This is a genomic window from Bradyrhizobium sp. UFLA05-89 (assembly GCF_059803475.1).
In genome coordinates this window covers 50846-72493 of the sequence record NZ_JBANBA010000003.1, presented here as the reverse complement: position 1 = coordinate 72493, position 21648 = coordinate 50846, and the positions used below count along the sequence as shown (strand labels likewise).

Annotated in this window: 20 protein-coding genes; 7 read left to right on the top strand and 13 right to left on the bottom strand. The window is 63.0% G+C overall.

The features are described 5' to 3' along the window. Positions 1-220: 220 nt before the first annotated feature. Entirely contained in the window at positions 221-904 is a 684-nt protein-coding gene (locus tag SO139_RS02465; protein ID WP_449377322.1) for a helix-turn-helix domain-containing protein, read from the top strand. On the opposite strand, the gene SO139_RS02460 is transcribed toward SO139_RS02465, so the two are convergent. Genes SO139_RS02460 through SO139_RS02445 form a run of 4 tightly spaced genes read right to left on the bottom strand, consistent with a single transcriptional unit; the run spans position 882 to position 5144 of the window. After that, positions 882-1340 carry a potassium channel family protein gene (locus SO139_RS02460; protein WP_449377420.1) on the bottom strand — a complete coding sequence of 153 codons (459 nt, stop codon included), beginning with the start codon at positions 1338-1340 and terminating at the stop codon, positions 882-884. The two genes, SO139_RS02465 and SO139_RS02460, sit on opposite strands and share 23 nt — an antisense overlap. A 55-nt stretch (positions 1341-1395) precedes the next feature. Then, complete coding sequence (locus tag SO139_RS02455) at positions 1396-1746, bottom strand: phasin (RefSeq protein WP_474800197.1); 351 nt, start codon at positions 1744-1746, stop codon at positions 1396-1398. An 18-nt stretch (positions 1747-1764) separates the two neighbouring features. Continuing rightward, complete coding sequence (locus tag SO139_RS02450; RefSeq protein ID WP_449377324.1) at positions 1765-2628, bottom strand: alpha/beta fold hydrolase; 864 nt, start codon at positions 2626-2628, stop codon at positions 1765-1767. A gap of 8 nt (positions 2629-2636) precedes the next feature. Beyond that, the gene (locus tag SO139_RS02445; RefSeq protein WP_449377325.1) at positions 2637-5144 is read right to left on the bottom strand and encodes an alpha/beta hydrolase; all 2508 of its coding nucleotides are present in this window, start codon (positions 5142-5144) and stop codon (positions 2637-2639) included. Between the two features lie 132 nt (positions 5145-5276). On the opposite strand from SO139_RS02445, the gene SO139_RS02440 reads away from it, so the two are divergent. The 5 genes from SO139_RS02440 to SO139_RS02420 all read left to right on the top strand — a co-directional run bounded on the left by SO139_RS02440 (position 5277) and on the right by SO139_RS02420 (position 8665). Continuing rightward, positions 5277-6203: an alpha/beta fold hydrolase gene (locus SO139_RS02440; protein WP_449377326.1), complete on the top strand. Its 927-nt coding sequence runs from the start codon at positions 5277-5279 to the stop codon at positions 6201-6203. After that, positions 6200-6814, top strand: coding sequence for a hypothetical protein (locus tag SO139_RS02435; protein ID WP_449377327.1), 615 nt, complete (start codon positions 6200-6202; stop codon positions 6812-6814). The genes SO139_RS02440 and SO139_RS02435 overlap by 4 nt, the downstream gene beginning before the upstream one ends. A gap of 78 nt (positions 6815-6892) precedes the next feature. Then, positions 6893-7540, top strand: coding sequence for a CoA transferase subunit A (locus SO139_RS02430; protein WP_449377328.1), 648 nt, complete (start codon positions 6893-6895; stop codon positions 7538-7540). A 4-nt stretch (positions 7541-7544) separates the two neighbouring features. After that, the gene (locus tag SO139_RS02425) at positions 7545-8195 is read left to right on the top strand and encodes a 3-oxoacid CoA-transferase subunit B (RefSeq protein WP_449377329.1); all 651 of its coding nucleotides are present in this window, start codon (positions 7545-7547) and stop codon (positions 8193-8195) included. 11 nt (positions 8196-8206) lie between these two features. Beyond that, a complete protein-coding gene (locus SO139_RS02420) occupies positions 8207-8665 on the top strand; it encodes a MaoC family dehydratase (RefSeq protein WP_449377330.1) in 459 nt (152 codons plus the stop codon). A 181-nt stretch (positions 8666-8846) separates the two neighbouring features. On the opposite strand, the gene fabI is transcribed toward SO139_RS02420, so the two are convergent. The 4 genes from fabI to SO139_RS02400 are packed head-to-tail and all read right to left on the bottom strand — an operon-like array spanning position 8847 to position 14060. After that, entirely contained in the window at positions 8847-9635 is a 789-nt protein-coding gene (fabI, locus tag SO139_RS02415; protein ID WP_449377331.1) for an enoyl-ACP reductase FabI, read from the bottom strand. Further along, the gene (locus tag SO139_RS02410) at positions 9632-10846 is read right to left on the bottom strand and encodes an acetate/propionate family kinase (protein WP_449377332.1); all 1215 of its coding nucleotides are present in this window, start codon (positions 10844-10846) and stop codon (positions 9632-9634) included. Before SO139_RS02410 ends, fabI begins: the two co-directional genes overlap by 4 nt. A gap of 5 nt (positions 10847-10851) precedes the next feature. Then, positions 10852-11814, bottom strand: coding sequence for a phosphate acetyltransferase (locus SO139_RS02405; protein WP_449377333.1), 963 nt, complete (start codon positions 11812-11814; stop codon positions 10852-10854). 29 nt (positions 11815-11843) lie between these two features. Further along, positions 11844-14060 (bottom strand): DUF3141 domain-containing protein, encoded by a 2217-nt coding sequence (locus SO139_RS02400; RefSeq protein WP_449377334.1) that lies wholly within the window; start codon positions 14058-14060, stop codon positions 11844-11846. Between the two features lie 142 nt (positions 14061-14202). Here SO139_RS02400 and SO139_RS02395 point away from each other — a divergent pair, with 142 nt between their 5' ends. After that, positions 14203-14724 (top strand): GNAT family N-acetyltransferase, encoded by a 522-nt coding sequence (locus tag SO139_RS02395; protein WP_449377335.1) that lies wholly within the window; start codon positions 14203-14205, stop codon positions 14722-14724. A 9-nt stretch (positions 14725-14733) separates the two neighbouring features. Here SO139_RS02395 and SO139_RS02390 read toward each other — a convergent pair whose 3' ends face one another. The 5 genes from SO139_RS02390 to SO139_RS02370 all read right to left on the bottom strand — a co-directional run bounded on the left by SO139_RS02390 (position 14734) and on the right by SO139_RS02370 (position 21638). Then, on the bottom strand, positions 14734-15822 hold the full coding sequence (locus tag SO139_RS02390) for an AI-2E family transporter (protein WP_449377336.1): 1089 nt from the start codon (positions 15820-15822) through the stop codon (positions 14734-14736). A 108-nt stretch (positions 15823-15930) separates the two neighbouring features. Further along, positions 15931-17958, bottom strand: coding sequence for a TonB-dependent receptor (locus tag SO139_RS02385; RefSeq protein WP_449377421.1), 2028 nt, complete (start codon positions 17956-17958; stop codon positions 15931-15933). Between the two features lie 280 nt (positions 17959-18238). Beyond that, on the bottom strand, positions 18239-19282 hold the full coding sequence (locus SO139_RS02380; protein ID WP_498539586.1) for a HoxN/HupN/NixA family nickel/cobalt transporter: 1044 nt from the start codon (positions 19280-19282) through the stop codon (positions 18239-18241). A 68-nt stretch (positions 19283-19350) separates the two neighbouring features. Then, positions 19351-20859 (bottom strand): glycerol-3-phosphate dehydrogenase, encoded by a 1509-nt coding sequence (locus tag SO139_RS02375; RefSeq protein WP_449377338.1) that lies wholly within the window; start codon positions 20857-20859, stop codon positions 19351-19353. Then, entirely contained in the window at positions 20856-21638 is a 783-nt protein-coding gene (locus SO139_RS02370) for a class II aldolase/adducin family protein (RefSeq protein ID WP_449377339.1), read from the bottom strand. The genes SO139_RS02375 and SO139_RS02370 overlap by 4 nt, the downstream gene beginning before the upstream one ends. Positions 21639-21648: the final 10 nt, after the last annotated feature.

Below are 21648 nucleotides of genomic sequence, written 5' to 3'. Positions count from 1 at the left end.
AGTAGTACCAAGAGCATCAAAATGCATTTTACAAAGACCGCTTTTTCTCACTCCGCGCAAGATATTGCAGCGCCTGTCCTTTGGTACAATGGCCCTCGAGACAATGGCTGGAAATGCCGCCTTCGTCGTAAAGCAACCCAAGCGGGAGTGGGGTAGCGCGGCACATTCCTCGCCATGAATAGCCTGAGACCAATTCAGCAATGGATTGAGGAGTTGGCCCATGTTCGTACGCATCATCAGCGATCCCCTGCCCCGTCCCAATTCGCTGCACGATCTTGGAATGAGCAGTGACTCAAATCCGATCGTGAGTTTAAGCGAATTTACCTACAAGAAGGGCAATGAGATCTACGGCGAGAAGGAGCCTGCCGAGTACATCTATCAGGTCAAGACCGGCGCGGTGCGAAGCTACAAGCTGCTGTCTGACGGACGCCGTCAGATCGGCGCGTTTCACCTCGCCGGCGATATCTTCGGGCTCGAGAACGGCCGCACGCATCGCTTCACTGCAGAAGCTGTCGTCGATACCACCGTGCGCCTCATCAGGCGGCAGAGCCTGGAGACCGTGGCCGAAAGTGACGCCGTGGTGGCCAAGAACCTGCTCCGCATGACCACGACCAATTTGCAGCACGCGGAAGATCACATGCTGCTGCTCGGCCGCAAGACATCGCTGGAACGGGTCGCGGCCTTTCTGATCGAGATGGATACGCGGCTAACTGCCGCAGGCGTCCTGGCGCTGCCGATGTCGCGGCGCGACATCGCCGACTATCTCGGCCTCACCCTTGAGACGGTCTCGCGGGCGATATCGCACCTGCATGAGCTCGGCATCCTCGGCTTCGTCGGCAACACCCAGCGTCAAATCGTGCTCTTGGACCGCCGACAGCTCGCTAGTCTCGATCTCCAGAACTGAAATCTTTGGCGCTGACGGCCGCAAGGTGCCCCAGCGTCTTGCGTAGCACCTCGAACAGCACCGCAGTCGACCAGCCGAAGAGCAGGATGCCATTCATCGCGGTCATCGGACCGACCAGCCGCCAGTCCGGCACCGGCGTGATATCGCCGTAGCCGAGCGTGGTATAGTTGACGAAGGCGAAATAGAGCAGATCGCTTCCGGCGGGCGCTGCACCGACCACTCGATATGCAAGCGCCCATACGAGAATTTCGAGCGTGTGAGCCACCATCAGGGCAGCCGCAGTCGCCACCATCACGGCCATCAGATGCACTCGCGGCCACGCAGCGTCACGTAACCCCGCCGCACGCGCAATGCCGATGGCGCCGACGGTCACCAGCGCGTGAATCATGATGTTGGCGAGGCTGATGACGGTGCCGACCAAGAATTGAAGCGCCATCATCCTGTCTCGTTTCGCCAAGTGGCGGAGCCGTTCTCCTCGAAGGAGATTTCGTCTATGATGCCTTCGGCGTGAACATGCCGCTAGCCGCCTTCATCGCGGACTCGCCCATGTTTCTGGCCTGATCGGTCAACGAGCGCATCTGGTCCTGGAAGAACTCGGACTGGATCCTGAGCGCTTCCTGCATGTCTTTGGCCTGGACGAGCTTGTCACCGAGATCGAAGGTCGCGGAGACGTTGCGCTGCATATGGCTGCAGAACTCCTTGGCTTGATTCGCGATCGGCAGCGGTGAGGAGCTCAGGCCTTTCTCCAGCAGATCAAAATATTCAGTGTTGGCCTTGCGCAGGCGGCCAAGCGCTTCGCTCATCATCGTACGCATATTCTCGGTCGATGGGATTTCCGCCATGATGTTGCTCCTCAAGGGTTACGCTGCAAGCCCGCCGAACCAAGCCCCAAAATAGCCAGCATACAGAGCTGGCAGTTCAAGATTCATCGAATGCCCAATGCGGGGCACCACCACCAGCCGGCAGTCCGGCATCGCCTCGGCCATGGCGCGCAAGTCAGAAGGCGGAATCCAGCCGTCCCATTCGCCCCACAGCACCAGGTGCGGGTGCCGGATCTCCGCCATGCGGCGCTCCAGCTCCCGGCTCTCTTTTTCCCGCGTGAGGTTGACGGGCGTCCCGATCCAGATGCCTTCAGAGACGCCAAAGGTCTGCTCGATGATGCGGTCGAACAGCGCCGGGATATCACCCAGCCCATCACGGAATCGAGGAACTTCGCCCGGCGCCATGCTCTCCGGCACGAACAGCGAGGAAGCCGCTGTCGCCATCACGGTTCGTGTCAGCTCCCTGCTGGCCATCATCGCACGGAAAAGCCCGATCTGATCGGCATTGAAGGCCATGCCGAGCGGCGTCACCGGATCGAGCGCGAACACGCGGCCGAAGCGCTGCGGCTGCATCAAGAGCATCCGGGCGGCAATGATGCCGCCGGTCGAATGCGTGGCGAGATGGCAATAGCTGACGCCCAGCGCATCGAGCGCCGCGAGCATATCCTGCGCATGCTGCTGCATCGAGTAGTTCGCATAGTCGGCCTTGGGCTTCGGCCGGTCGCTGTCACCGCAGCCGCGCCAATCGATGCCGATCACGCGGAGGCCTGAGGGAAACATCGGCGCGGCGAGCTCGATCCAGTCCTTGCTGGCGAGATTGCCGTGGATAAAGACGACGGTGACGTCGCCTCCTCCCCACTCTCGCCAGCTCAACTGAACCTCGCCCGCCTGCACCCTTGGCATGAGCAGCCCTATTTGTTCAGGCCGGCCGTCGGCGCAGCACCCGCCGGGGTCGGCGCCACCGGCAAGGCCGATACCACGGCCCCCTTGATCATGCGGTCGATACCCTGCGGCGACGACGTGTCGACGCTGCCCTTGGTCACGAAGTCCACGACGTCAACCGAGAACTCGACGGGATTGTCCGTGTGGATGAAATGTCCGGTTTCCGGATAGATCTTCAGGATCGGCCGGTTGCCGGCATTCGTCATCCGCGTCATGAACGGCGAGATGACGTCGCGCCCCAGATCCGTCAGCCCGTTGAACGCGGGCGTCGGGATGAAGGGCTCCTTGTCGCCGAACGCGAGGAAGATCGGCGCCTTGATCTGGGTGAGCCGCTCGTAGAGATTCTTCGGGTCATCCTGCTGCAGCTCAGAGCCGATAGTGTAGATGTCGTAGATGAAGACGTTGCACCATTGCTCGAGCTCCTTCGGATTTCCCTTGGTCAGCCCGACGCGCTGCTCAGTATGGAAGCGGGCGTATTCGCTGTCGTTGAAGAAGTAGCCGCTCTTGGCCGCCGACACAGCGCCGGTGTTCGGATCACGCTTCTTGAAGTAGAAGAAGTCGCGGATGTTCTGCTCATCGCGTGCCATCTCCGCGGCCAGAATGCCGGTCTGGTCCCAGGTCGCCTTCCACTTGTCGAAGTCATGGTCGAAGGCCTGGTCGAACAGGCGGGCCTTCTTGTCCTTGGCGATGGTGATGTCGCGCGGATATTCCTCGAGGCCGGACGGCGCTTCCAGCGCAAGGCCCTGCACCGCGTCGGGCCAGGTCAGGGCGTAGCCCATCACGAACTGCCCGCCGAGCGAATGGCCGTGATAGTAGGCCTTCTTGACGCCGAGTTGATTGACGACGAGGTCGTAGATGACCTCGCGCATGTCTTGCATGGTGCGGGCCGGGCTCTTGTCGAGATTGCCGGGCCCCGACATGCCGTAATGTGGCAGGTCGGGCACGATCACGCGCAAGCCGCTGCGCAGGGCGTATTGCATGATATTGCCGTAGTGCCCGCCGAACGCACCCTTGCCATGGATGATGACGAGCACCTTCGGATCCTTGGCCGTGCCGGCATATTCATCCATGTAGCCGATCTGCCAGGCATTGCCGCTCTTGTCCTTGGCGTTGGCGAACTTGACCGGATATGGATAGGTCACGAAATCCTTCCAGAAGGATTTTTTGGGATCGATGTTCTCGGCGACGCCCGGCACGCGATAGTTCTTGTCGACGAACTGTTGCGCGCGGTCGAGGCTTGCGACGTCGTCCATGAACGCGACGAACTTGGGATCGTTCTTGCGGTTGTTGATGAGTGGGAAGACGCCATAGTGGGCAACCGGGCTTTCCTCGGCGATGAGGTCCGCACCGGGCACACGATCGACGGCCTGCTGCGCGAGCTTGAAGTTCAACCAGAGGTCATTGGTGATGTGCATCACCAGCGTGCGCGCCTGGATACGGCCGAGATAGGCATTGATGTTGTGCGTTTCGCCGACCCGGTTGCGCCAAACGAGATCCACGGCATCGTAGAGTTTGGCACGGTTGGTGACGCTCAACCCAGCCTTCTCATTTGGCGGATCCCAGTAGAAGATCTCGGGCTGGACTGCGGTGAAATTCTGGGTCGTGCGATAACCAAAGTCATACCCGGTCATTCCAAGGATGGACCAGCCGAACGCAACGCCCGGCACCGGATGCTTTTCCTTGGGAAGCTTGTAGTAATCGCCGTTCGTGGCCTGCCATACGGGGTCGGACTCGATCGCGGCCGTCATCATCTGGAACGTCCAGTTGCCGACGGGATCGCCCGCGTCTGACTGCGTGGTGCCGCCGATCGGCATCAGCGCGCCGATGAACTCCGGATGCATCACGCCCCAGACATAGGTCTGCGTGCCGCCCATGGAGACGCCGGTCACCAGTGCCACGCGCGCGACCTTCAGATGATCGCGCAGCAGGCGGTAATTCGCCTGCACCATGTCGAAGTAGCTGTACTGCGGGAATTTCACGCCTAACCCGTCGGACGGCTTGCTGTCGCCCCAGGTGCCGAGCGGATCGACCATGATGACGAAATAGCGATCGGTGTCGATTGGCCGCCCCGGCCCGATGATGGGCACGCCGCCTGACAAAGCAGCGCCCTTGACCCACTGCTCGAACATGTCGGTGGAGTCGCCGGAATAGTAGGAGTTGATGACCACGGCGTTCGTGATCTCGTCATTGGCATTGCGCCGGGCCTTGCCGATCGCGATGTAGGAGGCGCGCAGCTTGCCGGCACCGAGCGATTCCAGCGTCACGCCGCCCTCGCCGCCATTCTCCCATTTCGAAGGATCGGACAGATCGTACTTGCCGCCGAGGCGGAAGTTGGCGATCTCGTATGTCTTCTTCAGCCCATCATGCTGCATCTGCGACGAACGGCGGGTGAAGGGTTGCGCGACAGCGAGCGCCGTGCCGACCAGCAACACGATCAGGCTCACGAAGCAACGTTTGAGCATGTCTCTCCCGGTCATGGCAGATTCCTCCTAGCGGTGTTTTGCGAAAACGCTAGGGATGTCACCCGGGAGAGCTTTGATTTAGCTCAATGGAATCCCCGACCGGAGATTGAAGATCGCAGCGATCAGACACTGCAGCCGGTCGTCGCAATGCCCTTCCTCAATCACGGCTCATATCGGATACGCTATGAGCTCGAAGGGCCGCCCGATGCCCCTGCCTATGTTCTGGTTAACGGGCTCACGCAATATGCCGAGCTCTGGGCTGCCTATCGCGAAGCGCTTGTCGCCCGGCATTTCCGCGTGGCGACCTTCGATCTGCTCGGCCAGGGCGGCTCAGACAAGCCGGCCCTGTTCATCAACCAGGACGACCAGGTTACCGCGCTTCATCGCCTGATCGGCGAGCTCTGCGATGGACCCATCTTCCTCAGTGGCATCAGCTTTGGCGGACTCATTGCACTGCGCTACGCGATTGAGCACGGCGAGCGACTGTCCGGCCTGGTGCCGATGAGCTGCTTTGCGGAGCTCTCCCCACAGCTGCTCCTGATCGGCAACGCCTTGCGCACCGGCCTGATCCTGGGCGGCACCGGCTATCTCCAGGACCTGTTGCTGCCGATGAACCTGTCCGACCAGTGGCTGAAGCCGCTCCTGGACAAGCTCGACAGCGTCAAGCGACAGGGCTGGCTCGTCAACGACCTCTACGCGCTCCAGAACCTGATGGAGTCCTTTCTCGACTTTCGGCCGTTGACGCCGCAGCTTTCGTCGATCACGCTCCCGACCATGATCCTGAACGGCGAGTTCGACTTCCTGACGCCACGTGCGCTGCACGAGACCCTGCGGCTTGAAATCCCCAACAGCTCGCTGGTGATCATCCCGAAGGCCTATCACGCCTTCACGCTCGAAAAGGGGGCACTGACGGCCGATCTGCTGGCGCGCTTCGCCAAGGACGTGCTCGCCGGACGCTGGCGGGGCAACAAGGCGGTCTGGGTCGCGCCGGAACAGCCCGGCGGCGAACTCACTCCCTTTCCCGAAGGCTATGATCATCTCCGCGCGATCCCCGTCCAGAGAGGCGCGACATGAGCGACTTCTTCGGACCGCTCGATTCTGAGGGTCGCGTGCCGCCCCACCAGCAAACGCGTGTCGCCGCATTCCTTATCTCCGCCCACGGCGCGCTGGCACGACAGTCCGCGTTCACCTTGCCCACAAAGCTCGAGTCCGCTTGGCAGACCGAGCTGAACACACAGCTCTTCCGCGAGACCGAGATCGTCTCGCTTCTGATGCGCGCGACGAGTTGGGCGCCTGATCCTGGCCTGGGCTATATGACCGTGGCCTGGGAAAGCGCCTGGTTTCCGGCGCCCGTCTACGAGATTTCGGACTGGCCGCTGGCAGTGGCAGCCGGTCTTGCGACGCTCGCCCACGCTGTTCACGCGGCCATCCGGCCGGCAGCACTGTTGCCGGCCGAAGCAAATCCCGAGGATCCATTCGCAATGGCGCTGCGCCGCATCGAGTTCGAAAGCGGCCGTCTGCTGCAGGCACAAATCCTGTCGCTGAAGGGGCCCGACCTTGTGCCTCATCGCGAGGCCGTCAACTCCGCCCTCGAACGGCGTCACACCGAGGTGCGCAAGCTCTGGCGCGACATGCTGCAAAGCGTCGGCATCGCCATGGCCGATTCAAATGACGATAAGCCTTGATGCAAATCAAAGCACCGCGGTGACAGCCGGCAAACATCCGCTCGCTGCTGTCCTCAGCGTCTGATCGGAGTTGCCGCCATGAAGGCCGTTTCCGTCGAAGAAGCCGTTGCGATGATCCCGGCAGGCGCAAGCGTCATGGTCGGCGGGTTCATGGGTGTCGGGACACCGGAGCGCCTGCTCGATGAGGTCGTCCGGCAGCAGAAGACCGGCCTGACGCTGATCTGCAATGACGCAGCCATCCCCGGCAAGGGCGTCGGCAAGCTGTTCGATGCGACGCTGGTCTCGCGGCTGACCGCGACCCATATCGGCCTCAATCCGAAGGCGCAGCAGCAAATGCTCGCTAACCAGATCGCGGTCGATCTCGTTCCGCAGGGCACATTCGTCGAACGCATTCGCGCGGGCGGGTGTGGCCTTGGCGGCGTTCTGACCCCGACCGGCGTCGGCACGCTGGTCGCCGAAGGCAAGCGACAGATCGAAGTCGACGGCAAGCCGTTCCTGCTCGAGACTGCGCTGCGGGCGCAGTTCGCGCTGGTGCATGCCTTTCTCGCCGACTATCTCGGCAACCTCTCCTACGCCCTCACCTCGCGCAACTTCAATCCCGTCATGGCGATGGCCGCCGACACCGTCATCGTCACGGCTGACAACATCGTGCCGGTCGGCGTCATCGCGCCCGACCACGTCGTGACGCCGGCGCCGCTCGTCGATTTCCTCATTACCAACGGGTGAGATCATGGATGCACAGACCATCATCGCCCGGCGCGTCGCCAAGGAACTGAAGAGCGGCAACCTCGTCAACCTCGGCATCGGCATTCCGACGCTGGTCGCGAACTACGTCCCGCCCGATCTAAAGGTGTTCTTTCAATCGGAGAACGGTCTCATCGGCACCGGCCCGATCCCGGAGCAAGGCATGGCTCATCCGACTCTGACGGACGCCGGTGGGCGCCCGATCAGCGCCCTGCCCGGCGCCTGCACATTCGACAGCGCGATGTCGTTCGGGCTGATCCGCGGCGGCCATGTCGACGTCACCGTGCTCGGCGGCCTCCAGGTCGACGCACACGGCCACCTCGCCAACTGGATGATCCCCGGCAAGATGGTGCCGGGAATGGGCGGGGCGATGGATCTCGTCAGCGGCGCCAAGCGCGTTATCGTTGCGATGCAGCACGCGGCCAAGGGCAAGTCGAAGATCGTCGCAAAGTGCACGCTGCCGCTGACGTCGGCGCGGCCGGTGAGCCTGGTGGTCACCGACATGGCCGTGATCGCCTTTCCCGACGGCAGGGCGACGCTCCTGGAAACCGCGCCGGGTATCAGCGTCGGCGAGGTGATGGCCGTGACGGACGCCGAGCTCACGGTTCCCGATACCGTACCGGAAATGAAAATCTGACGGGCACGACCATGCGGATATTCAGCGATTTCGCAGAGATCAAATCCGCTGTGGGCACCGAGATCGGCGCCAGCGACTGGATCGAGATCAGCCAGGACCGCATCAACCAGTTCGCCGAGGCGACCTGCGACGAGCAGTGGATCCATGTCGACCAGGTGCGCGCGAGCAAGGAGATGCCGGGCGGCAAGACCATCGCGCACGGGCTGTTGTCGCTTGCACTCGCTCCGCTCTTCATCCGTTCCGTGATCGGCCTGAAGGGCCTGCGCAACACGCTCAACTACGGCGCGGACCGCATACGCTACCTGGCTCCGGTCCCGGCCGGTTCGAAGCTGCGGGGCCGCGTCACGGTCGCCGAGGCCGAGGACGTGCCGCCCGATGGCCTGCGCGTGAACTATCATCTCGTGATCGAGATCGAAGGCGGCAAGAAACCCGCCTGCGTCGCCGAGTTGATCGCCCTGCACTACCGCTGAATACAAAAACTGAAAAACAACCCCATGCAAAGTAGATTCAGAGGCGGCACGACAAACTGCTGAATAACCGAAATTGCTTGACACGTCGGGCAAATCACCGGCATGGTGCCATGATCAGCCAGAAGCGTCCCAACCGGATGTCCCAGATTGGCTCCTGCGGCGCGCGTCGCGCCACCTCTCCTCAATCGATGATGTGATAGCCGCCGTCGATGTAGATGACGCTACCGGTCATCAGCTTGGCGCCGTCGAGCGCCAGGAACGCCGTGGCATGACCGACGTCGTCGATGCTGACGAGGCTCCGTGCCGGAGCCTTCGACTGCGCCTTGTCCATGAGCTCGTCGAACTCCGGAATGCCCGACGCCGCGCGCGTCGCCAACGGTCCCGGTGAAATCGCGTGCACCCGGATGCCCTTCGGCCCGAGCTCCGAGGCGACGTAGCGGACGGCCGATTCCAGCGCCGCCTTCGCCACGCCCATGATGTTGTAGTTCTCCACGACCATCTGGCTGCCGTAATAGGTCATGGTGAACATGGTGCCACCATTCTTCATCAGCGGCTCCGCCAGATGGGCCATGCGCAGGAACGACCAGCAGGAGACCTCCATGGTCTTGAGAAAACCCTCGCGCCCGACATCGACCACGCGTCCGTGCAGCGCTTCCTTTGGCGAGAAGGCGATGGAATGCAGCAGGAAATCGAGCTGGCCCCACTCTTTCGCGATGCGCTCGAACACCTGCTCGGTCTGGCCTTCGACCATCACGTCCAGCGGCATGAAGATCGGTGCTTCCAGTGCCTGCGCCAGCGGCTCGACGTGCTTCTTGGCACGATCGTTCAAATAGGTCACGGCCAGCTCGGCGCCGAGCGCGCGAAACGCCCGCGCGCAGCCCCAGGCGATCGACTGATCGTTGGCGATGCCAACGACGAGGCCTTTCTTTCCCTTCAGCGCAACCTTCGTCTCCGGAAACACGGGAATCATGACACCCTCATAGATCTGGCGTTTTGCGATTTTCCGTTCATCAGCAGCGCCAACGTGTGCTGCGCGATCATCAGTTCCTCGTCGGTCGGCACGACGTAGACGGGAACGAGACTGTTCGGTCGCGAAATCAGCCGCGAGTGACGCGCGTTCTCGGCGGCATCGAGCACAACGCCCAGCCAGCCGAGTTGCTCCGCGATGCGCGCGCGAATGCTGACCGAGTTCTCACCGATACCGGCGGTAAAGACGAACGCGTCGAGGCCCTGCAAGGCGGCAGCGAGCATCCCGGCGGCAAGACCGATCCGATAGACGAAGTAGTCGATCGCGAGCTTTGCGCGTGGGTCCGCACTCGTCTCCAGCTCCCGCATGTCGTTGCTGACGCCGGACAGGCCCTTCAACCCGCAATCGCGATAGAGGAAGTCCTGCACTTTCGCGGGCGACATGCCCTTCTCCGAGATCAGATAGAGCACGACGCCGGGATCTAGCTGGCCGGGACGCGTACCCATTGGCAGACCATCCAGCGCCGTAAAACCCATCGTGCTCTCGACGCTCTGCCCACCCTTCATCGCGCACATTGAGGCGCCGCTGCCAAGATGCGCAACGATCACCCGCCGTTTCGCGATGTCGGGCGCGATCTGCGGCAAGGTCTTCGCGATGTATTCGTAGGAAAGTCCATGAAAGCCATAGCGCCGCACGCCTTCGGCATGCAGCTGATGCGGGATCGCGTAATGATCGGCAAGCGGCCCATGGCTGCGGTGAAACGCGGTGTCGAAGCAGGCGACCTGCGGAAGCGAAGGAAAGTTGGCAAGGATCGCACGGATTGGCGCCAAATTATGCGGCTGATGCAGCGGCGCCAGCGGGACAAAGCGTTCCAGGCGCCCCACCACGCCGTGGTCGATCAGGACCGGCCGCTCGTATTCGGGCCCGCCATGCACGACGCGATGCCCGACAGCCAACGGTTGGAGGCGAGCCTCATCTCTCAGCCACTCGCCCGCGACCTGCATCGCGGCCGGAACGTCCGGAATCGCCTCGATCGGATAGGCGCGATCGGCCATGGGATCGCCACCCGCCCCGCTCGCCCGCAAACGCGGCCGGCTGCCAATGCCGTCCATCTGCCCCTTGATCTGCCGGCGAAGCGTGCCCTCGCCCTCGACCGAGTAAACCTGGAACTTGACGCTCGAGGAGCCGGCATTGATGACGAGAATGGTGTCCATGGCGGTCACGCGGCAACTGTCGGCGCCTTTTGGCGCCGTGCATGGGCGTAAAGCGCGGCCACGGCGCAGGACGCCATCCGCGCCCGCGGGCTGTCCGCGCGCGAGGTGAGCACCACCGGGACGCGCGCGCCGAGCACGATGCCGGCGCCATCGGCCATGGCAAAGTAAGCGAGATTCTTCGCCAGCATGTTGCCGGCCTCGAGGTCGGGCACGACCAGGATCTGCGCCCGGCCGGCCACCTCGGACTTGATGCCCTTGATCCGCGCGGCCTCGGGATCGATGGCGTTGTCGAAGGCCAACGGTCCGTCGAGCAGACCGCCGGTGATCTGGCCGCGATCGGCCATCTTGCAGAGCGCGGCGGCCTCGATCGTGGACGGAATTTTTGACGTCACCGTCTCGACCGCCGAGAGGATCGCGACCCTCGGTATCTTGCCGAAGCCGGCAAGATTGTAGAGGTCGATCGCGTTCTGGATGATGTCGCGCTTGGCGTCGAGATCGGGGAAGATGTTGATGGCCGCATCGGTGACGAAAATGGTCTCGGCATAGGCCGGCACGTCCATGACGAAGACATGGCTGATGCGCCGGTCGGTGCGCAGGCCGCCGGTTTTGGCCGTGACGGCCCGCATCAGCTCGTCGGTGTGCAGGCTGCCCTTCATCAGCAATTCGCCGCGGGCCTCGTGGATCAACTCGACGCCCTTGGCTGCGGCCGCGTCGCTGTGCGGCGCATCGACGATCTCATAGCCGGCAATATCGAGCCCGAACTTGCTCCCTGTTTCCTTGATCTTCCGCTCCGGGCCGACCAGCAGCGGCCGGATGATGCCAGCTCTCGCGCTGTCGACGGCGCCGCGCAACGATGTCTCGTCGCAGGGATGGACCACGATGGTCGTCGAGGGCGGCACGGCCTTGGCGGCCGCGATCAGATGGTCGTATTTGCTGCCCGCTTGCGTTTGCGTCGTGTCGGCCGACATGATGCTACTCCCAATTCTGACAAGCTGCGCTACGACGCTTTTGCCTTGGGATCGAAAGGGGCGACGTTCGACTCGCCTTCCTCACCGACACCGAAGAGCCCGGCAATCTGCTTCAAGCGCTTTGCCCGCTCGCCTGTGATGTCCTCGCTCGCGGACAGCACCTCGCGCATCGCCGCGAAAGCTCCGCGCCGCTGATTGACGTCATCGGGCAACATCTTCGGGATCGCAGCCAAGGCACGGTCCCGGTCGAGCAGCAACATGAAGAATTGCTCGCGAACCAGCATCTTGAACTCAGCCAGCGTCAAGCGGGCTCCAGCATGGTCGCGCCGAACCTGGCGCAGCGCCTCGATGCTTCGTTCGTCCACCATGCCGCGGGCGGAACCGACATAAAGCAGTGCACGAATGGCAGCCTCGCGAAGGCCGCCCTCACCGATCTTCGACTTCAGCTCGGCGATCCGCTTCTCCAACATCGCTCGGTGTTCGGCCGTCATCTCCCGCCGGCCGGATGGCGCGGCGTTCGGATCCACTCCGACCGCCGCCTGCAATGCGGGCGAACCATAGACGTTGAGGAAAACGGCTTCGCTCAGCGCCTCCTGCGAATCCCGCCAGCTATCCAGCGCGTGAACGATCTGCTTTGACATCTGTTCCTGGAACGCCAGGAACGGATTGTCCTTCGAGGCCGGCTTGCGCTTGTCCTCGACCGCGTCGGCCGCCGATTTCACCACGGACATCCACGGATTCTGACTGCTGAAGGCCTCGTATTGCAGCCGCAGCGGATGAATGTTGCGCGCCCATTCCGCCATTTGCGGTGTCACCATGCCCTTGATCCAGGGCTGAACGTACCTTTGATAGGCGGCAAGATTGAGTTCCGAGACGCGCTTGGCGGCGGCAAAGCGGCGCTCGTCCTCCGGCGAGTTGCCGCCCATCGCGCGAATATCGTCCAGCGTCCGCGCCTCGCAGCGCATGATCCACTGACCAGTCGCGAGATCGGCATTGACGGTATCGGAACCCCTCGCCTCGAACGTGGCCTCATAGAGTCCCGGTGGCAGCACGTCGATCAAATCGATATTGCTCGAGAATTCCGCGTGTTCCTTCTTGGCGACGCCGCCAGACACGAAGATGCCGAGATGGCCGACACTTTCGTGCACGGTATAGACGATGGTCTGCCCATAGGCCCTGATCTCATCGCAATCGGCATAGCAATCGAGGATCCAGTGCAACGCCTGCTGCGGCGGAGTAATGTTGTCGCCCTTTGAGCAGAACACCACGATCGGCGAGCGGATGTTACGCAAATCCACCTTCCGGCCGTCGGACATCTCGATCTTGCCGGCCGCGAGATTGTTGCCGACGAACAGCTCGTCGACGATGAACTGGATCTCCTCGGCATTGAGGTTGACGTGACCGCCCCACCACCGCTCGAATTCGAGGTAGCGGTCCGCTTCCGTGTCGACCTTGGAATAAACGTTATATTGCTTGGTCCAGAGCGTGTTCGAAGGATTCTGGTTCTCGAAGTTCTGCACCAGCCAGGCACCATCGAACTTGCCACCGCCGAGATCGCTCGCCAGCGCCGTAAGCCAGCTTCCGCCGAGCAGCCCGCCTGAATAGCGCATCGGGTACTTGCCGTGTACGCCCGCCCAATAAGCGAGCGGCGCGCCAGCAATGATGAGCGGCCCGAACAGTTCCGGCCGCAGCGAGGCCAAAATCATGACCGCCCAGCCGGCTTGGCAGTTGCCGATCACGCAGGGTTTGCCGTCTGCCTCGGGATGGCGGCTGATCACCTTCTCGATGAACAGGGCCTCCGCCCGCGCGATGCGCTCGATGGTTTGTCCCGGCATCGGTTCCGGAAGGAAGCCAATGAAATAGCAGGGATGTCCCGCCTTCATGGCGACGCCGATCTCGCTATCGGCCTTGAAGCCACCAATGCCCGGCCCATGGCCGGCGCGGGGATCGACCACGATGAATGGCCGCCGCTTTGTATTGATTTCGACGCCCTTGGGCGGAATGATACGCACCAGCGCATAATTGACTGGCTCGTCCAGCTTGCGGCCGTCCATGATCAATTCGGCGGCATATTGCAGAACGTGCGGCGCGGTTTGTGCGACATGTTCCCGGTACTGGTCGCCACGCTGACGCATGATGTCCAGAAAGAGGACGCTGCGCTGGCCTGCATCCACCAGATATTCGACTGCCGACGCAACCAACCCAGACATGGGACCGCCGGGGAGTTGTGCTGTGTCCATGGACATGTTCCGACCTCGCTGTCGCGCTGCATCATTCAAGTTGCACGGCCCGCGGCTGACGTTGATCTAGGTCAACGTCGGACGCCCTTTGAAGCGGTGTCGAGATATGACGCTCGGCAGTGATCGAGGCGAGATGGTATCGGGACCCATGACAGAGGCGGCAAACTATACAGCCCAGGAGATTCTGAAGGACGGAAGCCCGGTCGAGATCAGGGCGCTGCGTCCCGAGGACGAGGCGGAGATGCTGGCCGCGATCGAGCGGACCAGCCCGCAATCTCTGCAGCGTCGATTCTTTGCCATGAAGCGCCACTTCTCGGACAAGGAGCGTGCCTTCTTCCTGCAGGTCGACTTCAAGAATCACGTCGCGCTCGCTGCACTTGTCCGCGGCGGCGACGGACAGATGATCGTCGGGGGTGGCCGATTCATCGTGTTCGAGCCAGGCGTCGCAGAAATGGCCTTCGTCGTGACCGATGCGTACCAGGGGCGTGGACTGGGCTCGCTCCTCATGCGGCACCTCATCCAGATCGCGCGCGACGGCGGATTGCGGGAGCTGACGGCAGAAGTCCTTCCCGGGAATACGGCCATGCTACGCGTCTTCGAAAGGTCCGGCTTCAAACCGGCCGCACGCCGTGATCCGCAGACGGTTCATCTTGTGCTTCAACTCGGCTAGGCAGCAGCTTCAGTCGCCTGTCGTTTTTCGCACCGGCGCGCCGCTGTCGATACGGATCCACGCCACGGCGAGTTCCCAGGCCACCGATAGAATGATCGGCCCGATGAAGAGTCCGATGATGCCGTGTGCCAGTGTTCCTCCGATCACACCGATCAGGATCACGAGCGTCGGCGTGGTCAGGCCACGCCCCATCACGAGCGGCTTCAGGATGTTGTCGAGGAAGCCGACAAGGACGAGGAACACCGTCAGGAGCAACGCCGTCGTCACGTCCTTGTCCATCCAGATCCAGATGACCACGGGAAGAAGCACGATGAGCGGGCCGATCTGCACGATCGACAACAACAGGACGACGAAAGCCAGCAGACCCGCGCTTGGAATATCGGCCAGCTTGAAACCGATACCGGCCAGCAAGGCCTGAATGATCGCGACGCCGATCACGCCCTGTGCCACCGCCCGGATGGTCGCACCCGCAAGCGCCAGGAAATGCTCGCTCTGCTCGGGCACGATCCGGGTCAGGAAACCACGGGTCACCGCCACGAGTTGCGGCCCGAAAGGAAGGAGAATACCGGAGACGATGACGGACACCAGGAACTGAAGCGTGCCAAGCCCGGCATCGCCTGCGAATGACAGCAGCGGCCCCGCAAGCGGCTTCAAATAGGGCGCCACCTCACGCAACACCGCCCGCACGTTGGTGTAGGCCAGATCCCAGAATTCATAGAGCTGCGGGCCGATCAATGGCCACGTCTTGACCTGCTCCGGCGCCGGCGGAAGCATGACGTCACCGGTGCCGAGCTGGCTTGCCAGGTCCTTCACACCCTCCACCGCGCTCACGCCGAGCCAGGCGGCCGGGCCCAGAACGATGCCGAGCGCGACGAGCGTCAGAATCGCTGCCGCGGTCCGCGGACGTCCGCCGAGCAGTTTGGCGAGCCAGCTGAAGGCGGGATAGAACGCGACCGCAAGCACCGCGCTCCAGGTCAGGATCGACACGAAGGGTCGGATGATGACGAACGTCCAGATGATCAGCAAAGCCAGCAGGCCAAGCCGGATCAAGAGCTGGATGATATCTTCTGCGGACAAGAGCTGACGAAGCGTCTTCACGGCGGACTCTCATCTCAAGGCAGCCTTCAAAAATATCGATCGGCCTCGCGTGATCCTGTTGACCCAGATCAATGATCGCCTCTCCTGCGGTTCCCCGCCGGACCGCCCCTAGAAGGCGCCCGCCATCGTCACCCGAAAGGTGAGCGGCTCGACCGGGTGCAGCACGTAGTCCATCACGCCATTCTGGCACACGGCCGGCGGCGCAGCCTGCTGCAGGTAACAGAGATTGTAGAGGGAATCCGTTTTCAGGAGCGAGCCGTAGGCATAGGTGATCTGGTTGGCTTTTGTGTTGAAGAGATTGAGCACCTCGAGCTGGATGCGCCAACCTTCGGTCGTGCGGTAGCCGAGCCGCGCGTTGACGATGCTGGTCGGCTGCGAGCGGAACGCATTGTCCTCGGTCAGCGGACTGGAGGCGAGGTAGCGCCAGCGCACGCCGCCGAACCAGCCGGTCTTCTCGCCGAACGTGATGCCCGCGGACGCCACCATGGCCGGCGCGTTCGGAATATAGTTGCCGGGCGCGTTGCCGATCTGCGCCTCGGGGAAACCTGCGAGCGAGGCATAAGTTGTCGCCTGCTCGCTGTCGTAGCCGCGAAAGCGCGCATGCGTCATCGCAAGATCGGCGTCGAGGTCGATCCAGGATCTTGGGCGATAATGGTTGGTCCACTCGAAGCCGTAACGGCGGCTGGCGCGGCTCGCCGAGGTATCGCCGGCATCGCCGGAGAACAGAATCTCGGAATCCTGGTCGAGAATGAAGACGCTGAGCGAGGTGTCGAGATCGGGAAGGATCCTGCTGCGGACGCCGACCTCGGCACCTTTGGTGCGCACCAGCAGTGGTGACGGTGAGAGTTTCGTGCCGGGATCGCTGGGGTCTTCGGTCGTCGTCGCGCCGCGCGCGTCATTTGAGTGCATGCCGTAGCCGGCGCCGAGGAAGAACTCGGTCTTATTGAAGGGACCGAGCACCATCCGGAACTTCGGGCTGCCGATTGCGGCGCTGGTGCGGCCGCTATTGTTCGCATCGTACAGCGACGTGACATCGGCGGCGTAGTAATCGCCGCGCCAACCGGCCGTGGTCCGAAGCCAGCTGGTCCAGCGCACGGTGCTCTCCGCATAGACACCGACGCTGCCCTCGCCCACCTTGTCGCTGCGGATATTCGACAGGAAGTCGCGCTGAAACGTTCGCATCAACGCGAGCTCGATTGCGTCGTAGCGCGATTGCAGGCCGATGGTGGTCTCGATGGGCAGGCCCGCAAATGATCCGTTCAGCGTGCGCGCGACGTTGGCGCCGGCCATGAGCCGGTCATCATGCTGGTGGAACTGGTCGCCGAACGTCTGGTCGCTGAGGACATAGGTGAAATTGTTGAAGAGATCGAGCTCGCTCTTGACGACGTAGGCGTTGGCCTTCCAAGACCCCACGTCATCGCTCTGCGCAACGCGCGCCGACAGCGCGAAGCGATTGGTGTTGCCGCCGTCGCTCGGGTCCTCCGATCCGAACCGGTCGAGCAGGCCGGATGTGATCGCACGCTGCGGCACCTGGTCGGTCGAATTCCATTTGTTGACGTAGGCCATGCCGGTGATCGAGACGCCCTCGGTCGCGGTGCCCTCGCTGTAGCGCATGAGCCCGTTGAGCTTGCGCATGTCGTCGGGATTGTCCCAGGGGCCATTATATGTCCCCGCCTCGCCGGCGATCAGCAGCGAGCCGTCGCCGAGCTTCACCGAATCCATGCCAAGAAAGCGGCGATAGCCGAAGCTGCCCGCGGTCATCTGCGCCAGGCCCTTCACCGTGCGATCGATCAGGCCGATATGCACGCTGCCGACAGAAGAGAAATCACCCTCATCGGCGAAATACGGCCCCTTGCGCACGTCCATCGCGGCGACGGTTTCCGGGATTAGCCAGTTGAGATCGGCGTAACCTTGGCCGTGCGCGTGCGTGCGCATGTTGACGGGCACGTCGTCGACATAGATCGCCAGATCGGTGCCGTGATCGAGGTTATGGCCGCGGAGAAAATACTGATTGGCTTTGCCCTCGCCGGAGTGCTGGGTCACGATCAGGCCGGGCACCGCCTCCAGAAGTTCGCCTTGACGCGTGACGGGCCGTGCGCGCAGATCATCGCCCGATACGGTCGTTTCGCTTGCCATGGATGGCGACGCTGGCGGGCCGGAGGCGACGCCGCTGACGCCAGACGCCGCGACCACATTCGGACGCACAATGAGCCGCGTCGTCGAGGCCGTGGGCTTGCTGGAGCGCTGCGGCGAGCGTTTGGCCGTTTGCCGGGATGGCTCGCTACGGGTCACCTCGATCGGCGGCAATTCGCGCGGGACAGGAACAGCCTGCGCGAAGGCGCCCTCGCTTCTTGCGCATACGAGGCAGGCAACGAGCATCGACAACGCGGCCGATGCTCGCCTGCGCGCAAAATACTCAGGCCACCTCGACGGCATCGACGGGTCCGGCGCGGCCGAACGCGACGCGATAAGTAACGATGGAGACGACCCAAGCGAGCACGAACAGCGCGATCACCGCGAAGCCGAAATTGGCGAGCGAGCCGTTGAGGCTTTCGATCAGCGTCCACAGCGCGCCGTCGAGACCAAAACGCTGGCCGATCAGGCCGAGCGCCTCGACGCCACCAATGAACAGCGCGACCACCACGGAAGCGCCGGTGATGGTGAGGTTGTACCAGAGCTTGCGCATGGGATCGACGAAAGCCCAGCGATAGGCGCTCACCATCAGCGCCGAGTCGGCGGTGTCGACCAGCGCCATGCCGGCGGCGAACAGTGCGGGAAACACCAGCACGTCGGACAGCGGCGCGCCCCGCGCGGCTTCCGTCGCCGAGATGCTCAGCAAGCCGATCTCGGTCGCGGTATCGAAGCCGAGCCCGAACAGGAAGCCGAGCGGATACATGTGCCGGGATTTCGAGACCATGCGAAACATCGGCGCGAGCAGCCGTGCCAGGAAACCACGGCCGGCCAGCAGCGCCTCGATCCCTTCTGCATCATGGGTGCCCTGGGCGCGGACCGCGCGCAGCGTCCGCCACAGGCCGACGAGGATAGCGAGATTGACCACGGCGACCAGCAGCAGGAAGAGCGCAGACACCGAGGTGCCGATCGCGCCGCCGATGGTCTTGAGCAGGCTTTCGCCGCCAAGGCTCACCACGCCAAGGCAGAGCAGCAGCGTGGCAACGACCACGACCGTCGAATGGCCGAGCGCGAAAAAGAGCCCGGCGCTTCTCGGTGTATCGCCCGCATGCATCAGCTTGCGCACGACATTGTCGATGGCCGCGATGTGATCGGCATCCACCGCGTGGCGCAAGCCGAACACCCAGGCGAGCAGCGCGGTCGCCATCACCGCGGGCCGGTCGGCAAACAGCGCGAAAGCCCAGCTCCATGCGGCGATGTTGGCGAGGATAAGTCCCGCGAACAGCAACAGGGTGCCGGACTTGTCCCCCTGCCCAAACCACTTCGTCACGCGACCCGCTCCATCCAACCGCACTCCGGTATGATCTTTCTACCGAACTATCATACTCGGGGGCAAGCTTAGATGTAGCCCTCAAACGCGACACGCTGGGCCGGCGTCAGATGCAGCCCGTGCTTGGTCCGGCGATCCAGGAAGTCGGCAGGGCTTCTAGCCCACTCATTCTCGCGCAAATACAATGCCTCGCATTCATAGAAATCGCCGCCGAAATGACGTCCGAGATCGGCTGAGATGCGGGCCGGGCCCAAAAGCTCACGGGCGCGCGTCCCATAAAGGCGCGCATAGTGATGAATCAGCTTGCGCGGAAGATCGGGATAATCGCGCGCGAGACCGACGACGAAATCGTCGAAAGGACCGCCGATGTCGCCGCCGGGCAGCGGCGCGCCTGCCGTCCAAGCCGGCTGCATCTTCGGAAACCAGCCCGCCAGACGCTCGAGCGCATGCTCGGCGAGTCTGCGATAGGTCGTGATCTTGCCGCCGAAGATCGACAGCAGTGGCGACGCATCGGGCGTGCCGTGAATCTCGAAGACATAGTCGCGCGTCACTGCGGACGGATTGTCTGCGTTGTCGTCGTAGAGCGGCCGTACGCCGGAGAAGGCATGGACCACTTCGCTTGCACGCGGCGGAGCCCGGAAGTAGCGGCTCAAGACCTTGAGCAGATAGTCGATCTCGCCCTCGTCGATCGCGACGTCCTCGGCGCGGCCGTCGTAGGGAATGTCCGTTGTCCCGATCAACGCGAGATCGTCCTCATAGGGATTGACGAAGATCACGCGGCGATCCTCATTCTGGAGCAGATAGGCCTGCGGCCCGCTCCAGAATTTCGGCACCACCACGTGGCTTCCCTTGACCAACCGGACATTGTGCGAGGAGTTCAGGCCGGCAACGCCCTGTACGACGTCCTGCACCCAGGGACCTGCCGCATTGACGAGCGCACGCGCGCGGGCGATCTGCGTGCTACCGTCCTCGCTCTGCATCTCCAGGCGCCAAGTGTCCCCTTCCCGGCGCGCGCTCACCGCGCGGGTGCGCGGCAGGATTTTTGCGCCATTGTCTGCAGCATCGATCAGATTGAGGATCACGAGCCGGGCATCGTCGACCCAGCAATCCGAATATTCAAAGCCGCGACGGAATTCGGCGTGCAACGGCGCCCCCTCCGGCGCATGCGCGAGATCGAGCCCGCGGCTCGGCGGCAATTGCTTGCGGCCGCCGAGATGATCGTAGAGGAACAGACCGGTACGAACCAGCCAGGCCGGCCGTTGCTCCGGCGAGTGTGGCAGCACGAAGCGCATCGGCCAGATGATGTGCGGCGCCGATGCGAGCAGCACCTCACGCTCCATCAGGGCTTCGCGGACCAGGCGAAACTCGTAATATTCGAGATAACGCAGCCCGCCATGGACGAGCTTGCCGGAGCGGGACGAGGTGCCTTCGGCGAAATCGTCCTTCTCGCACAACAGGACCTTCAGCCCGCGCCCCGCCGCGTCTCGGGCAATACCGGCGCCATTGATGCCACCGCCGATGATGGCGATGTCGACAAGCCCGTGATCCCTGCCCGCCTCAGGCGCAGCGCCCGTCATCGCTTTCCGCTGCGCTTCTTCTCGACCCGTTGCCGTGCCGCCGCCTTGGCAGCGCGCGCCTTGCCAGGTTTTGGACCCGACTTGGCGCTGGACTTGGCGCTGGACTTGGCCTTGAGCTCGGGCTTGGGCGCCTGCAAGCCGTAAGTCGAGAATCCCTTCACCGTGTCGGCGATCTCCGCTTCGCTGAGAATATGCGGCGCCCCGAGCGCGAGCGAGAGATAATATTGCCGAGCGATAGTCTCGAGCTCGACGGCGAGCCACATCGCCTTGTCGAGATTGGCACCCACCGCGATCATGCCGTGATTGGCGAGCAGGCAGCCGTTGCGGCCGTCGAGCGCTTGCAGGGCGAGTTCGGATAGCTCGGCAGTACCGTACCGTGCATAGCCTGCGCAGCGGATGTCGTTGCCGCCGAACGCCGCCATCATGTAGTGGCAGGCGGGAATCGATTTGCGCGCGATCGCGAGGACCGTCGCGTAGGTCGAATGGGTGTGGACGACACCGCCGACATCCGGCCGCCCACGCATGATATCGAGATGAAAGCGCCATTCGGTGGACGGCTGGAGCGGTCCTTCCCAGGCACCGTGCTCGCCCTCGATCGGCATCGATGCGATCATCTCGGGCTTCATCGCGTCATAGGGCGTCGCAGACGGCGTAATTAGCATCCGGTCCTTGTAGCGGGCGGAGATGTTGCCTGACGTCCCCTGGTTCAGTCCCGAGGCGTTCATCCACCGGCATTTGGCGATGATCGCTTCGCGTAACTGTCGCTCCTCACGGGTCATGTCAAAACAC